Source organism: Leptolyngbya sp. O-77 (assembly GCF_001548395.1).
Lineage (GTDB): Bacteria > Cyanobacteriota > Cyanobacteriia > Elainellales > Elainellaceae > Thermoleptolyngbya.
In genome coordinates, this window is the sequence record NZ_AP017367.1 from 653,271 (window position 1) to 668,354 (window position 15,084).

Genomic DNA, 15,084 nt, shown 5'->3' on the forward strand with positions numbered 1-15,084 from the left:
TCACTCCAAAGGGAACAAGGGTAAGCTGCGATCGCCCCTTTTTCATCCCTCATCCTTCATCTCTCCTCCTTACTCCGGTGCCCACGGCCCCACCACTGCCTCGCCCCACTGCTCTTTGGCAGCAAGCTCCAGATTCAACATCAACAGCCGCTCTAGCAGGTCGTCATCTTTGCTAAATCCATAAGCCTTTAGCACCAGCCCATCAAGCTTGGCGTGAAGCTTAGCAAGCTGGCTGCTGGGTTCATGAAAGTATTCATTATAAAGCTGGGTGATGCCCCACTGCTTGCGCTCCATCAGGCTGCTACGGAATTCGTGTAGCTCGATTGCAGCATCGCGGATTTGTTGAATGAGCTTTTGACCCTCATCCCCAACCCTTCTCCCACCAGGAGAAGGGAGCCGACCCAACTCCCCCTCTCCTGCGGGAGAGGGCCTAGGGGTGAGGGCAAACTGCGGAAACGGAAACGTCTCAAAACAGGTGTTGTGGGTGTAGCGAGTATCGCCCTTCAACGTCGAACTTTGAGCCTTCACCCAGGCGCGATGAACGCTGGAAGTCAAAATTCCCAAAACATAAAAATCATCCGATGCCACAACAGTAGTTGAATCAGCCGGGAGCCAATGTGCAGATGCGGACAGGAAGACAAACCATTTAGAATGCCTTGGAACAATAAAATAAGTTTCAAGTTGACTTATAGCTTTTCTTAAAGCTTCATTTGTTCGCTTAAATCTCCACCATTTCTCTCGAAGTACAGCTTCTCTATTTTGCTCTCTCTCTGGCTTTACTTTTGATTTAATGTGTTCAAACGGCTCCCTATAATCACTAATTTCTTCAATTGCCATGTCTAAAAAGTCAATTATCCATCTGCTGGGTTTCCCATTAGGGCTATCTGTAAGATCTGTAGCCGATGCAGAAGGTTTCAAAACAGCTTGGTTTTTAGGATCAGAAGAAATCCAGGCTTTTGCTTGAGACTCACTGATGTAAAAACCCTTGCCATTGGGCTGCATACCCACAAAACCCATATTTAGATTAGCTTTGAGTCGATTTGCGAATACAACATCAGTAGTCGATTTCAATGATGAATTAATTCGGCTTACTTCCCGTTGATCTAAACGATAAGTGTGAGGTTCTTTCTTGCTCCAATTCACTAAGGAAACATGAACCTTTGCCTCTCCAGACCACGGCTGTGTAGAAATTGCCTCATGGATATATCCGCCGTTTTGAGTAATGTAATCTAGCGAAACAGAGCGGCTCTTTCCCTGGCTAATCGAATTCGTTGCAACGAGTCCAGCACGCCCATTTTCTCCAAGGTGATCATGCGTTAGTCGAAACCAATAACTTGCAAAATCTACCTGAGCGCGAATATTTGAGAATCTGGAAAATACTCGTTCTGCGTAGTCATCGCCCAGTTCTAACCGAATTCTAGAGCCTCCCAAAAACGGCGGATTGCCAATCACCGCATCGGCTTTGGGCCAATTAGCAAACAGCGCATCCTGACACACAATATTGCCATCTAGCGTGTCCAGCGGCAGCGACGGCTCATCCAGCCCATGTTTGTCGATCGCGATCTTGCGGGCGATCATCATCGTCACGCGGGCAAGCTGCACCGCAAACGGGTTTGTGTCCATGCCAAAAAACTGCGTCGGCGTAACGAAGCCCATCGCCAGTTGCCCGGTGTCGCTGCGGCGGCGTTCGGCAATGCGGCTCAGCAGCAGCGCCTCCAGTCGCTTCATCTCTTGATACGCCACATACAGGAAGTTGCCCGATCCGCAGGCGGGGTCTAGCACGCGATAGGACTGCATTTCCAGTTGCAGCGCGTTGAGTTCGGCGATGCTGCTGGCGCTGTTGATGCGCTCTTCCCAATAGTCGCTAATGGTGGGGCGCACGATCTGGCGAATGTCTACCTCGCTGGTGAAGTGGATACCGTGGGCGTGGCGTTTCACCGGGTCGATCGCCCCTTCAAAGATGTTGCCAAAGATCGACGGACGCACGTTGCTCCAGTTGTCGCGGGCGCATACGTCTAGATAGCGCAGTTCCTCCGGCGTTAGCTCAATCGGGTCTACCTGGGCAAACAGGCCGCCGTTAAAATAATCCACGCCTTTGTAGCGTCCAGCGGGCGTGGTGCCCTTGCGGTTCATTTCTTGAAACAGTCCGCCGATCAGGTCGTAGGTGCTACCCTGCCCGTCCAGGCAGTCTTGAATCAGCGCGACGAACAGATCGGACGGCAGCAACCCCCGATCTTCGGCAAACATCGCCATCACGCATTGCAGCAAAAACCGTTGCAGTGTTTCTTCGCTAAATTCGGCAAAGTTGCGCCGCTTTCCCCGTTCGTAGATCAGTTGATAGAGTTCACCCATGCGGCGGGCGCTGCGCTCTGTCACCTCCACCTGGTTGTTGTTAAACACGGGCTTGCGGCCGCCTGCCTGCATAAAGGTGAATGCGCCGACCCGCTGCGGCAGTTGGTCTAGCGAAATGCGATCGACGGGTTCATCCACTTGGTTTTCAAAGTCGAAAATCCAGAACTCGTCAAAGTTGCAAAGCAGCGCATAGCGCGGACGATTGGGTGTGATCCGCATCCAGTAGCGCTCTAGCTGCGAGTAGTGCTTGTTCAGGTCTTCGCCGCGAGACTTCATCTCGATCACTACGCCGGGATAGCCAGAGCGCGATCGCCATACCAAGTCGGCAAACCCCATCTTGCCCGCCTTGCTGCCCTTGCTCAACCGCGCCTCAAACTCTGCCCCCGCTTCCTTGATGCCCGAATGACCAAACGCCTGAAAAAAGCGCGTCAGGAACATCTGTGCCTCACTCTTCTCGTCGCCACGAATGTGCTGCTGGCAATAGTCAACGAACGCTTGCAGGTCTTGAGCCGAAGAAGTCATAGTTCAGTGGAAAGCGTGAGGGAATCGCTTGCGGAAATTTTTCCAGAATTGCTTTCAGTATTCCCACGTATTCTATTTCAGACTCAATTCAGCGAAACCAAGACAAAACTGAAATTTGCAGAAGACAAGACCCCATCACCCCATCACTCCATCACTTTCCCTCTAACCTGTCATTTCCTGCTCCAGCAGCGCTTGGAGCTGCGGCACCAGCGGCGGCAAGCTTCGCTCCAGCGTTCGCCAGGTAAGCGATAAATTAACCCGAAAGAATTCATGAGCCATGACGTTTCGCATGTCTTGCATAGTCGCCAGGGAATCTCTGGATACTTTTGCTGCAATTCAAGTGGGACATTCGCTGATGCTTCTCCGATAATCACAAAGTCATACAGCACGGTTTTGTAAACCGTGTCGCTGGCTTCAAACGCTTCTGGCGACATTCCTGCCGTGCGGGCTTGAATGCTGGCGATCGCCCCCAAAATATCCTGAATTCTCAAATCCCCCGGTCTAGATGACATGCTGCAAATCCTTCATCACGGGTTCGCGAACATGCTCTCGCAGCGCCTTTGCAGTGCCCAAATCTACTTTGCGGCCCAGCAGATCTTCTAAATAGTGGCGCACCCGAAACAGTTGAAACAAACCACCTGGGCGATCAAACTCCACCAGGAAATCGACATCACTATCGTCCCGCGCCTCATCCCGCGCCACGGAGCCAAACAGATCAAGCGACTTCACACCCAACGCTTGAAGCTGAGCGCGATGAGCTTGCACCAATGCGATCACCTGCTCTCGGTTCATAAGGCAAAGCTTCCTCAGAGTAGATTTCGCTATCTGCTAATCTATTCTGCTATCTGCTAATTTATTTCGCTATCTGCTAATCTAGTTTGCTACAACATAAACTGATTTGCGTCCAACCCTGTAGGAGTCAGGCATCAGGAGTCAGGAGTCAAGAACCGAAACCCCACCTTCTCCATCTCTCCCTCTCCCCCTCTCTCCCTTTCCCTCTCTCCAACCCCCCAACCCCCAACACCCCAACACCCCATCACTCTCCACTAGGCGCTGAAATACTTCGCCACCGGGTGATACACCACAATCGCCGTCGTCGATTGCTCTGGATAAAGCTGCTCGCTTTCGTCCATGTGCAGCCCGATGCGCTCCGCCCCCAGCAGGTCTAGCTGCGTGTACTGATCCTGAATATTCGGACAAGCGGGATAGCCAAAGCTATAGCGCGACCCCTGATAGCGCTGCGCCAACACGTCGCGGATGTTGTCCGGTTCCGCTGCGCCAAAGCCCAGTTCGCGCCGGATGCGGGCGTGCGTCCACTCCGCCAGCGCTTCCGCCACCTGCACGGCCAGCCCGTGGAAGTAGAGATAGTCGGTGTATTGGTCGGCGGCGAATAGCTTTTGGGCAAACTCGGTGGCGATGTCGCCCACCGTTACTGCCTGCATGGGAAATACGTCAAACTGAGTGGCGTGGTCTTTGGGCAAAAAGAAGTCGGCGATGCAGAGGCGGCGGAGGGACTTCTGACGCGGGAAGTTGAACGTGGCAACGGGCTGCAAATCTTGTGGGCCCATGCCGTTTTTCACAGCGGCAGGGTCGTAGATATACAGCGAGTTTCCTTCAGATAAGCAGGGGAAATAGCCGTAGACGACCTGCGGCCGCAGCAGATTTTCTGCCAACACGCGCTGCTTCCACTGCGCCAGGATGGGGTACGCCTTTTCCTGCAAGAAAGCATCGTACTCCTCGCGGGTTTGCTCCTTGGGCTTGCGGAACTGCCACTGCCCTGCAATCAGCGCCTGCAAGTCCAGATACCAGAACACTTCCTCCAGGGAAATGTCTTCTGGGTTCAAAATCTGCGTGCCCCAGAACGGCGGTGTCGGGCGAGGAATGTCGATGGCAACGGCTTCCGACCTCACCGTATCCTCAACCGTTGGTGCTACAGCAGTCGTTGACTGCTCCAATTCTTGAACCTCAGATACAGGCTCCGTACCTAACCCTTGCCCCCTGAGCGCTGATTCCTCTTCGCGCTCATCCAAAAAGCCTTGCAGGTCATCCCACTGGCCTGCCGCCTTCGCAGGCATCAGCTTGTCCATAAAGTGCAGATCAGAGAAAGCGTCTTTGCCATAAATCACCTTGCCTTTATAGGTGTTTTGGCAATCTTCGTAGACAAACTTGGGCGTAAGCGCTGCACCACCCAGGATAACGGGCACAGTGATGCCGCGCTCATTAAATACCTCCAGGTTCTCTTTCATAAAGGCGGTGGACTTCACCAGCAGTCCGCTCATGGCGATGCAGTCGGCCTGGTGTTCAAAGTAGGCGTCGATGATGTTGTCTACGGGCTGCTTAATGCCCAGGTTAATCACGCGGTAGCCGTTGTTGGTGAGGATGATGTCCACCAGGTTTTTGCCGATGTCATGCACGTCGCCCTTCACCGTGGCAATTAGAAAAGTGCCTTTGGCATTGCCGCCGGATTCTTCCTTGTCCATAAACGGCTCTAGGTGCGCGACGGCGGCTTTCATGGTTTCCGCCGATTGCAGCACAAAGGGAAGCTGCATCTGCCCAGAGCCGAACAAATCGCCAACGACCTTCATGCCATCCAGCAAGAAGGTGTTGATGATGTCCAGCGGTTTGTAGGTCTTCAGCGCTTCGGTGAGGGCTTCTTCCAGCCCAATGCGTTCGCCGTCGATAATGTGCTGCTTTAGCCGCTCCTCAATGGGCAGATCGGCGAGGGAACCGCCGGAGCGGGTGTCTTTGGCCGAAACCCCCTCGAACAGTTTGGTGAGTTCTGTCAGCGGATCGTAGACGCAGACCTCGCCGTCAAACCGCCGCTGGTCGTAGATGAGCTGGCGGCAGACTTCCTGATGCTGCGGGTCAATTTTTGCCAGGGGCAAAATTTTGGGCGGCGCTGACGATCGCCCCCATCCATGCCCGCCGCCGTCGCCTCATGCAAAAACATCGAGTTCAGCACGATCCGCGCTGCGGGGCTGAGGCCGAAGGAAATATTCGACACGCCCAGCAGAATGTGAACGCCAGGTAGATGTTGGCGAATCATCCGAATCGATTCGATGGTGGCTTTGCCATTTTCGCGGTCTTCCTCAATACCCGTCGAAATGGGCAACGCCAGCGGGTCATAGAAGATTTCGTAGGGAGGAATGCCATATTCCAGCGCGTCGCGGTAGGCCCGTTGGGCGATCGCAAACTTCTTTTCCGCTGTCCGCGCCATGCCCTCTTCGTCGATCGTGCCCACCACAATCCCCGCGCCGTAGGTCTTGGCCAGCTCCAGCACCTTAAAGAAGCGCTCGTCTCCGTCTTCATAGTTTGTCGAGTTGAGGATGCACTTGCCGCCTGCGACTTTTAGGCCCGCCTCCATCTTTTGCCACTCGGTGGAGTCGAGCATCAGCGGCAGGTTCACGTTTGTCACCAAGCGCGACACCAGTTCCCGCATATCGCGCTCACCGTCACGGCCCACATAGTCCACGTTCACATCTAGGACATGGGCCCCTTCTTTGACCTGCGATCGCGCTACGGCTACCAGCCCGTCCCAGTCCTCCGCATTCAGCAGCTCCCGCACTTTTTTGGACCCCGCTGGCATTTCAGGCGTTCGCCGCCAATGATCAGGAACGAGTTGTCCTGGTCGTAGGGCTGGGCGCTGTAGATGGAGGCGGCGGGCGGGGGATGTAGGAGAGGGCAGGACGGGGGGAGGGGTTTTGGATTTTGGATTTTGGATTTTGGGGGGGCTGGTTTGTGGCGACTCGCCCTTGACCCCTAACCATGCGCTCGCGGGGCTTCAGCGTGGGGGCGATTTCGGCTAGCTGCTGGATATGCTCTGGGCGCGTGCCGCAGCAGCCGCCGATCACCTGCACGCCCAGGTCTTCGACGAAGTGCATCAGCGCCATGCGGAGCTCCATCGGCGTGAGCTTGTAGTGGGCGTGGCCGCCGACGTTTTCGGGGATGCCTGCGTTGGGGATGCAGGAGATGACGAAGGGCGAATGCTGCGACAGGTAGCGGATATGGTCGGCCATGCGGTCGGGGCCGGTGGCGCAGTTTAGCCCCAGGATGTCGATGGGGTAGGGTTCCAGAATGGTGAGCATGGCGGCTACGTCGGAGCCGACCAGCATCGTGCCCTGGATTTCCATCGTCACGGACACCATCAGCGGCCGGCGATTCCCTTTCCGCGCAAACACCGCCTCGACCGCGTTCAGCGCTGCTTTAATTTGCAGCACGTCCTGGCAGGTTTCCACAATAAACAGATCCACGCCGCCGTCGTAGAGTCCCTCTGCCTGCTCCTCAAAGGCCGCCTTCATCGTGTCGTAGTCGATATGGCCGAGAGTGGGCAGTTTGGTGGTGGGGCCCATCGACCCGGCCACAAAGCGGGGTTTTTCGGGGGTGGAAAATTCTTCAGCGCAGCGTTTTGCCAGTTCTGCCGCCCGCTTGTTTAGCTCGTAGGCGCGATCGCCCAGATTATATTCCGCCAGCACGATGGAGGCCGCACCGAAGGTGTCGGTTTCGATCACGTCGGCCCCAGCGGACAGAAAGTCGCGATGCACCTTGGCGACGGCTTCCGGCTTGGTGACAACCAGATACTCGTTGCAGCCTTCATACTCTGCGCCGCCAAAATCCTCCGCCGTCAGGTTTTGCACCTGGAGGTTTGTCCCCATTGCGCCGTCGAAGACAATCACCGGGCGATCGGGGCTGTGGAGGCGATTCAGAAAAGCGCTGTTCATAAAGGCAGGGCTGAGGGTAATGGCACAGTCTATTTTGTCGGTATTTCCTAGCGTATCGTAAGGCGAAAGGCGAAAGGTGAACGAGACGGCATGAGGGGCGAAATGAGACGTAACCGTGAGGGAATCCTTCACTTATGCATACACTTTGAAGTAAGGCGATCGCCCCAAGCGCGATCGCCCTGCATCTTCCCCCTCACCGCACGACGGCGTGCGACGCGACAACCCCTATGGCGAGCCTCAAAATTCTGATTGTGGACGACAGCAAGACGATTCGGATGCAGGTGCGAGACATGCTGCCACGCGGCAGCTACGAAGTAATCGAGGCGCGAGACGGGGTGGAAGGGCTGCACGTCATTCGTCAGGAGCGTCCGAATCTGGTGCTGCTCGATTTCTTCATGCCGCGGATGAATGGCTGGGAAGTGGTGCAGACGATCCAAGCAGATCCCCCGGCTGAAGTCGATTCCGATTGTGATGATGTCGGGTCGGCGCGAAGATGTGGAAAAAAACCGTGCCCGGAACTGTTCGACTATTTTGAGTTTGTCGGGCAAGCCGTTTGGACAGTCGCACCTGTTCAACGCAATTCGCTCGGCTACGGCAAAGGCCAAAGATCGGCAGGAAGTCTCGATTCCGATGCGTTCTCCTGCCGAAGTCGAAGAAGCTCCGGCTGACTCAACCACGATTCCCAACGCCGAACTCCAGCAGCTCAAAGCCGAGGTGCAACAGCTCCGCAATCAAAACGCCCGTCTGCGAACCGAAGTGGAAACCCTGAAAAAGCAGATGGTGCAGGTCGTTGCGCTAGTGCGCCAGAAATTGGGATAGGATGGCACTCGTCCAAATGTCTCGAATGTGATGAACCCGCAGACGCAACCGATTCGGGTAGGAATTGTTGGTACAGGTTATGCTGCCAAAACCCGCGCTGAGCTGGTGCAGGCAGATGCCCGGACGCAGCTTGTGGCGATCGCCAGCCGTGACCTCGCCCGCGCCCAGGCTCTAGCAGAACCACTCGATACGGAGGCAACGGATGACTGGAGCGCTCTGGTGCAGCGAGCTGACATCGACCTGGCAATCGTGTCTACTAGCAACGCGCAACATGCCGCAGTCGTGAGAGCTGCTCTGGAAGCGGGTAAGCATGTCGTGGTGGAATATCCGCTGGCGCTGGATTTGGCAACCGCCAAGGACCTCGCTGCGCTGGCCGCTGCCCAAAACTGCCTGCTGCATGTGGAACATATCGAGCTGCTGAGCGGCATTCACGAAGCCATCCAAGCCGCACTGCCCGCCATCGGTACGCCCTTTTACCTGCGCTACAGCGACCTCACGCCCAAGCATCCCGCTCTCGACAAGTGGACCTATGACATGGCGGAATTCGGCTTTCCGCTGGTGGGCGCGCTGTCGCGGGTGCATCGGCTGACGAACCTGTTTGGCCCGGTGAAAACGGTCAGTTGCCAGACCCGCTACTGGCAAGCCGATGCAGCCAATCCCCGCTTTACGACCTGCGTCTGCACGGCGCAACTGCGGTTTGCCAGCGGGCTGATTGGCGAAGTGATCTACGGCAAAGGCGAGGCGCTGTGGGCCGCAGAGCGCACCCTGACGATTCAGGGCGAAACCGGGGCGATCGCCCTCAATGGCGACAGCGGCGAACTGATCCTACCCGACCAGACCCAACCCCTCGACCTGGGCAGCCGCCGCGGCCTGTTTGCCCGCGACACCGCCGCCGTGCTGGACTTTCTCACCGAAGGCAAGCCGCTGTATGTGTCGGTGGCGGACAGCCTCTACGCCCTGGCGGTCGCAGAGGCGGCGAAGATTTCGGCGGAGAAAGGGGAGGTTGTTGGGGTAGTAGGATAGCGGAATTTTGAAGGGTAATTAATTGCTATCCCTCCTCAGGCAATGGCTTGTCGGGCTGACTTCGGTTAGCCCGCTCAAATCAGAACCACAAGCTTAAAGGCTCTAGACTGACGACTGACGCAAGAGAAGGTGAGTCCTGTCCACTCCATCATCCTATCCTTGCTCATTCTGCTGTTTTCTTCCGGGGATTGGTGATGACTAGCTCAAACTCCCAGCCGGGAATTTTCTGGACAGACTCGCTGAGCTTGCGGAGATCGTCGGGGCCGTTCAGCGTTAGGCTTTCGCGGGTGCGGACTTCGGCAGCGATCGCCTTTTCATCCCGCTTGGCCACCAGATCCAGCGAACAATGGGCCAGCGGAGAGGGTAAATCTTCTGGAGCAGGATAAAGAGTCACCTGATATCCCTGCTTGCGGTATTCCCGCGCAAGCTTCAGCAGGCGCTGATGCTCTAACGGACTCCGATTCGGTGGACGGGTCATATACGGCAACTCTGAAATAACGCAGAAAGAATAACGCAAAAACGGTAGCGCGAAAACGCCACTGCAAATAAATCCTAACCTAGTCTTCTAGCTTAGCTCAGATGGATCGGGAGCCGCCTCTATCCGGATATGCAAAAACTCCTCGCCCTGGCAAAATCCTTCTGCCAGCGCTGTAGACATCCCCTTGACGCGAAAAGAAGCGTTCAGGTTGCGGCGGCGGCTGATGAAGTCTGTGATCTGATAGTCGTCTACGTAAATCACCCCGTTTAGTGCATCTCGCACTGGTTTCACTATATTATCACTATCGGGAACGCCAGACTCGTCGCCTAGGGGCGCATCGTAGTAGTGCGTGATGATCACCTTGAGGTAATCACCCAGCGGTGCTTTGCCGTTCCAGCAGGCGATCGCCCGCTGCCGCACTTTTTCTCTCCAGTCGCGTAGACGAGCCTTGTCTTTAGTTTGGTGCGAAATCGGCTTGCCGATTACGATAAATTCAATGGGTAGCACCATGTATGTCCCACGGGTTAGGCTGGTTGGCTGAATGGTGTCGCCCATGCGGGGGGATGAGCTTGGGCTAAGCGCTGGGCCGATGGCTATCAAAGATGCTTGGCGAAATCTTTGAAACCCATCGCTTAAACAAGTGAATTGCCTGAAGCGAAGCGGTCAAAGTCGGGGTACTGCAACCCCTGCATTAAAGTCAAAAACTGGAGCCAACGAACAGGGCCGAAACCTTGAGCGAAGACCGAGTGAAGACTGAGGAATCCTGGAAGCAGAGGTTCAAAGCAAAACGGGCTACGATGTTTTTTTTGCGGCTCAAAAAATGCCCGTTGAAATAGACCGTGCAAGACACCTGCTGCTGGTAAATGCTGACCGTATGGATTGATACAGGTGGCGGGGGAGGGGTTTTCCTGGCAGACACGCAGGTTACTTATATAGTAAGTCTGTTTTTTGGAATGTGTGTTGGGACATGAGTCACCTGCTCTCCTTCTACGCTCTTTCCATTCGTTTCGCAGTTCTTCGCGCAGGCTCTCTACAGTGGGCGATCGCCCAACCTATCGCTGGGCTGGCAAGCAGAGGACTGGCGCGAGTTGCGATCAATGGCAGTTTGTTTGATACCAGTGACTCTGATAACACAGGACTCCTCCGGAGTGATGACGTGCATTGCTGGCTAAAAGGTTGCCGCAATCAGGCAAAAAACTAGAAAAAAGCTGAGCAAGCCCTATGAAAATTCCTCCTGGGTGGAAATTACCTCCCTCTATTCAAAATCGATTTGGCGAACGCAGCGTCGGCAAACAGCGGGCGATGGTGGCAGACGGGCACCTGCTGCTGATTTTGCACAAAGCGCCTGAACCAGGTGAGCAAACCCGCGTCGGGGTGCTGTTTTGGCGGCAACCCAGCGGCATCTGGGAACACAGCGGCGGCGGCATTGGGCTACAACCACTGCTGAAACATCTAGAAAATTACAACACTGCCGAGGAAAAATTGCAAACCGCTTATCGGCAGGCAGAGAGCGCCGAAGACTACTTTCACCTGCTGGAGGCGATCGCCCCATTGCGCCTGGCTGCTAAAAATATGCACGCCACGCTGCAAGCTGCCCGCGAAGGCATTCCCGATGACCGCGACCTGATTGACCTGCGCGACTGGGCCTACGAAATCGATCGCAGCCTGGATCTGCTCTACGAAAACACAAAAAACGCGCTGGATTATCAAATCGCCCAGCGGGCAGAGGAGCAAAATCGCCTGTCCACGGAGGCGCTGATCGCAGGGCATCGGCTGAATATTCTGGCGGCGGTGTTTTTGCCGCTGACGGCGATCGCTGCACTGTTTGGCATGAATTTGAACAGCGGCGTAGATGGCTCCTCCATCTTCACGTTCTGGCTGGTGTCGGTTGGGGCGATCGCGCTCGGTTCTCTAGTCCGCCGCTGGGTGGTGCTGGGGCGCTGGCTCTAGCGCTGGGTGCTGGGTACTGGAAAACTGGCGATCGCCAAATTCACCCGACCGGATCTGCTGTTGCCTGAGCAAATACGTTAGGATGCCCAATGGGTCGGGATTTGCGCCCAGACTGGAAAAGTTTATGGTGAGTGAAAAGCGCAATATAGGACAGCGCGGCTGGGGTTGGGCGATCGCCGCTGGCGTTGCGGCTTTGGGGCTGCTGGGGTTGGGCGTGGCTCAGATTGTCGCTTCCCGTCGCGCTGCGTCTGAAGCAGCGCTAACCGAAGTGCCTGCCCCTACGCGAGTCGAAGTGGTAGCGCTGGGACGGCTGGAGCCGCGTGGCGAAGTGGTGCGCGTGGGTGGGCCCACGGGTGAGCGGATTCAGCGGCTAGAGGTGCGCCAGGGGGATATGGTGCAAACGGGCGCGGTGCTGGCCTATCTGGAAAGCTATGACGAGCGGCGGGCCCAGCGGGATGTAGCCGCTGCTCAGCTTGCCGAAGCTGAACAACGCCTGCGGGCGACGACTGCCTTCGCCCAGGCCAAGGTGCGCGAGGCTCAATCCCAGGCGGAGCGGATTCAAAGCCCGGCCCAATTTGAGCTACAGGCACAGCAGGCACTTGTGCGGGAGCTAGAGGCAGACCTGGTTCAGAAAACCCAGGATTTGCGCCGATTTGAGGATCTATACGCGCAGGGGGCAATTTCTCAGCAAGAGCGCGATCGCCAGCGCAGCGCCACCCGCCAAGCTCAGGAAAAACTCAACAATGCCAGAGCCAACCTGGTGCGCTTGGAGGCCGACCTGCAAGCCTCGCTGCGGAGCGCCCAGGCCACTGTGCAGGCGCAGGAAGCGAATCTGCCCCTGAGTCAGGTGCAAGTTGCCGTCGAATCTGCCCGCCAAAACCTGAACCTAGCCGAAGCCCAGCTAGAGCGCACCCTCATCCGCGCTCCCCAGCCTGGTCGCATCCTGAGAATTCTCACCCTGGCCGGTGAGGCAATCGGGCAAGACGGCAGCGTGCTGGATATGGGGGACACGAGCCAGATGTTTGTTGTGGCAGAGGTCTATGAAACCGATGTGGGGTTAGTGAGAGTGGGGCAACCTGCCATCATTACCAGCCGCAATGGAGCCTTTGACGAAACGCTGTCGGGCAGGGTGGCAGAAATCGGCTGGCAGGTCTTCAAAAATAACGTGCTAGATGATGACCCCGCCGCCAATGCCGATGCCCGCGTGGTCGAGGTGAAGGTGCAACTCGACGACGGTCGCCCCGTGGAGGCGCTGACGAATTTGCAAGTCGATGTGCGGATTGATGTGAGATGAGCGGATGTTGTAGTGTCGCGATGCCACGCCAGAACTTGCAACCGAAAAATCATGCGTACCCCCCTCGCTCTGCTAAATCTGACCGCTGAAAAAACACGATTTGTGGTGGCGATCGCCGGAGTTGCGTTTGCGGTCATTTTGGTGTTCATGAACCTGGGTTTTTTGGGTTCGCTGGCAGAGACGGCGGCAATGATCTACAGCCGCATCAATGCCGACATTTTTCTGATATCGCCCCAGGCGCTCGAAATTACCTCGACCAAGCCGTTTCCGATTGAGCGGATTTACCAGGCGGCGGGGGTGCCGGGGGTGCGGCGCGTGATGCCGCTGTACGTCGGCTATTTGCAGTGGCGCAACGTGGAAACGCGCCAGAGTCGCGCCATGTTTGTCTACGGCATCAATCCAAACGATCCGGTGTTCACAATGCCGGAGATGCAAACGCCGGAAAACCAAGCGGCGCTGCGGCGGTTCGACACGGTGCTGATTGACACGCTTTCGCGACCAGAGTATGGCCCGCAAACCGTCGGCACAGTCACCGAGGCAGACGGCCGCAAGGCGGTGATTGGCGGACAGTTTACGCTGGGTGGTGGCTTTGCGGCAGATGGGACGCTGATCATGAGCGACCAAAACTTTCGCCGCTATTTTGACCCGTTTCCACTCAACCGAATTAACCTGGGCTTGATTCAGGTCGAGGAGGGCATTGATCCGCTGCAAGTGTGCGATCGCCTCCGGGAAATTCTGCCTAAGGACGTGATCGTGTTTACTCAGCAGCAAATTATCGAGCGCGATCGCGACTATTGGATTGGCGCAACCTCGACGGGCTTTATCTTTGGCATGGGCGTGGCGGTGTCCTGCATCGTCGGCACAGTGATTGTGTATCAGATCCTCTACACAGAAATTTCCGATCATCTGAAGCAGTACGCCACGCTCAAGGCGATGGGCTACAGCAATCGCTTTTTGTTTATTACGGTCATTCAAGAATCGGTGATTCTGGCCGTGCTGGGCTACATTCCAGGATTCATCATTTCTCTGATGCTGTATGAGCTAACCATCCGGGCAACGGCTGGGGGATTGCCCGTTCGCATGGATCTAGAGCGGGCGGTGTTGGTGCTGGGACTGGCGGTGATGATGTGTGTGCTGTCGGGGCTGGTGTCGGTAAATAAGGCAATTACCGCTGACCCGGCGGATGTATTTTAGCCAACGGGTTTTCAGGGAAGACTTTAGCGAGGGTCTTAGCCAGCGCTCAAGCGTCTGGAAACTGGTAGCCGAAGTAATCTAGCTCAAATGCGTAGGCGGCTTCGACCAGTTGCCGGGATGTATCGGTATAAAGAGATCGGGCGATCGCCGTTTTGGGTCGAGTTCCCGTTTTGAGATGAGGCAGCGCCTCCGGATTCCACGGCACTCCCAGCTTGGCGCAGATGCGCTCCAGATCTGCCGCCAGAGACTCGTGGCGGATTACGTCATCCAGACAAAACTGCCCGTCGATCAAATACTTGTTGCGGTCGATGGGCGGGCCGTGCGTAATCAGCCAATGCTCAAAGGCGACGGCATCGCTGCTGGGCGAATCGGGTGTGGACGGAGTGTGCGATCGCCCAAAGTAAAAGGCTGAAATCGCCTTTTCGTAAGGATTGCGAATGACGCAAAACTTGAAATAGCGTGTCCAGAGGTCTTCACCCAACTGTTCCCGAATCTGAGCAGCGGGCATGTGGTTCCACCAGCGGCAGCCCTCCGGCTTGCCGGGCCCGCGATAGCCCACAATCCCCGCCGCCGACACGGATTCCTCACGCACGCGGGCCAGGTTCGCCGCGCCCTCTTCTACACAAAACGGCTCAAAGTAAGCCTCCACAGAGGTACTCGCCGTCTTCAGGGTTTTCGTGTAGATAAATTGGTGACCGTGGCTGACCAGCATTCCGCATCCTGGAAGTCTGCAA

Annotated in this window: 12 protein-coding genes and 2 pseudogenes; 6 read left to right on the forward strand and 8 right to left on the reverse strand. The window is 56.2% G+C overall.

Annotated elements, in window-relative coordinates:
- Positions 1 to 69: 69 nt before the first annotated feature.
- From O77CONTIG1_RS02820 to metH, 4 genes and pseudogenes are all read right to left on the reverse strand, one after another.
- The gene (locus O77CONTIG1_RS02820; RefSeq protein WP_068507887.1) at positions 70 to 2,874 is read right to left on the reverse strand and encodes a class I SAM-dependent DNA methyltransferase; all 2,805 of its coding nucleotides are present in this window, start codon (positions 2,872 to 2,874) and stop codon (positions 70 to 72) included.
- Between the two features lie 162 nt (positions 2,875 to 3,036).
- Positions 3,037 to 3,386: pseudogene (locus O77CONTIG1_RS02825) on the reverse strand (DUF86 domain-containing protein).
- Entirely contained in the window at positions 3,376 to 3,666 is a 291-nt protein-coding gene (locus O77CONTIG1_RS02830) for a nucleotidyltransferase family protein (RefSeq protein WP_068507889.1), read from the reverse strand. Before O77CONTIG1_RS02830 ends, O77CONTIG1_RS02825 begins: the two are co-directional and overlap by 11 nt.
- 254 nt (positions 3,667 to 3,920) lie before the next feature.
- Positions 3,921 to 7,592, reverse strand: a pseudogene (gene metH / locus O77CONTIG1_RS28285) (methionine synthase).
- A gap of 227 nt (positions 7,593 to 7,819) precedes the next feature.
- Between metH and O77CONTIG1_RS23215 the strand changes: the two are divergent.
- Genes O77CONTIG1_RS23215 through O77CONTIG1_RS02845 form a run of 3 tightly spaced genes read left to right on the forward strand, consistent with a single transcriptional unit; the run spans position 7,820 to position 9,434 of the window.
- Positions 7,820 to 8,260, forward strand: coding sequence for a response regulator (locus O77CONTIG1_RS23215; protein ID WP_084782083.1), 441 nt, complete (start codon positions 7,820 to 7,822; stop codon positions 8,258 to 8,260).
- Positions 8,223 to 8,411, forward strand: a complete 189-nt coding sequence (locus O77CONTIG1_RS25325; RefSeq protein ID WP_084782086.1) for a hypothetical protein — start codon at positions 8,223 to 8,225, stop codon at positions 8,409 to 8,411. Before O77CONTIG1_RS23215 ends, O77CONTIG1_RS25325 begins: the two co-directional genes overlap by 38 nt.
- Positions 8,412 to 8,441: 30 nt before the next feature.
- Positions 8,442 to 9,434 carry a Gfo/Idh/MocA family protein gene (locus O77CONTIG1_RS02845; RefSeq protein ID WP_068507893.1) on the forward strand — a complete coding sequence of 331 codons (993 nt, stop codon included), beginning with the start codon at positions 8,442 to 8,444 and terminating at the stop codon, positions 9,432 to 9,434.
- Positions 9,435 to 9,597: 163 nt separating this feature from the next.
- Here the strand turns inward: O77CONTIG1_RS02845 and O77CONTIG1_RS02850 are convergent, their stop codons facing one another.
- Both O77CONTIG1_RS02850 and O77CONTIG1_RS02855 read right to left on the reverse strand, forming a co-directional pair.
- Positions 9,598 to 9,912, reverse strand: a complete 315-nt coding sequence (locus O77CONTIG1_RS02850; RefSeq protein ID WP_068507895.1) for a hypothetical protein — start codon at positions 9,910 to 9,912, stop codon at positions 9,598 to 9,600.
- 87 nt (positions 9,913 to 9,999) lie between these two features.
- Complete coding sequence (locus O77CONTIG1_RS02855) at positions 10,000 to 10,467, reverse strand: RusA family crossover junction endodeoxyribonuclease (RefSeq protein WP_197673302.1); 468 nt, start codon at positions 10,465 to 10,467, stop codon at positions 10,000 to 10,002.
- 666 nt (positions 10,468 to 11,133) lie between these two features.
- Between O77CONTIG1_RS02855 and O77CONTIG1_RS02860 the strand changes: the two genes are divergently transcribed.
- Complete coding sequence (locus O77CONTIG1_RS02860) at positions 11,134 to 11,862, forward strand: CorA family divalent cation transporter (protein WP_068507896.1); 729 nt, start codon at positions 11,134 to 11,136, stop codon at positions 11,860 to 11,862.
- Here the strand turns inward: O77CONTIG1_RS02860 and O77CONTIG1_RS26545 are convergent.
- Positions 11,824 to 11,952 carry a hypothetical protein gene (locus O77CONTIG1_RS26545; RefSeq protein ID WP_286132503.1) on the reverse strand — a complete coding sequence of 43 codons (129 nt, stop codon included), beginning with the start codon at positions 11,950 to 11,952 and terminating at the stop codon, positions 11,824 to 11,826. The two genes, O77CONTIG1_RS02860 and O77CONTIG1_RS26545, sit on opposite strands and share 39 nt — an antisense overlap.
- A gap of 34 nt (positions 11,953 to 11,986) precedes the next feature.
- Between O77CONTIG1_RS26545 and O77CONTIG1_RS02865 the strand changes: the two genes are divergently transcribed.
- Both O77CONTIG1_RS02865 and devC read left to right on the forward strand, forming a co-directional pair.
- Positions 11,987 to 13,156, forward strand: a complete 1,170-nt coding sequence (locus O77CONTIG1_RS02865) for an efflux RND transporter periplasmic adaptor subunit (protein ID WP_068515931.1) — start codon at positions 11,987 to 11,989, stop codon at positions 13,154 to 13,156.
- Between the two features lie 51 nt (positions 13,157 to 13,207).
- Positions 13,208 to 14,350 carry an ABC transporter permease DevC gene (gene devC / locus O77CONTIG1_RS02870; protein ID WP_068507898.1) on the forward strand — a complete coding sequence of 381 codons (1,143 nt, stop codon included), beginning with the start codon at positions 13,208 to 13,210 and terminating at the stop codon, positions 14,348 to 14,350.
- A 46-nt stretch (positions 14,351 to 14,396) separates the two neighbouring features.
- On the opposite strand, the gene O77CONTIG1_RS02875 is transcribed toward devC, so the two are convergent.
- On the reverse strand, positions 14,397 to 15,062 hold the full coding sequence (locus O77CONTIG1_RS02875; RefSeq protein WP_068507900.1) for a sulfotransferase family 2 domain-containing protein: 666 nt from the start codon (positions 15,060 to 15,062) through the stop codon (positions 14,397 to 14,399).
- Between the last annotated feature and the right edge of the window lie 22 nt (positions 15,063 to 15,084).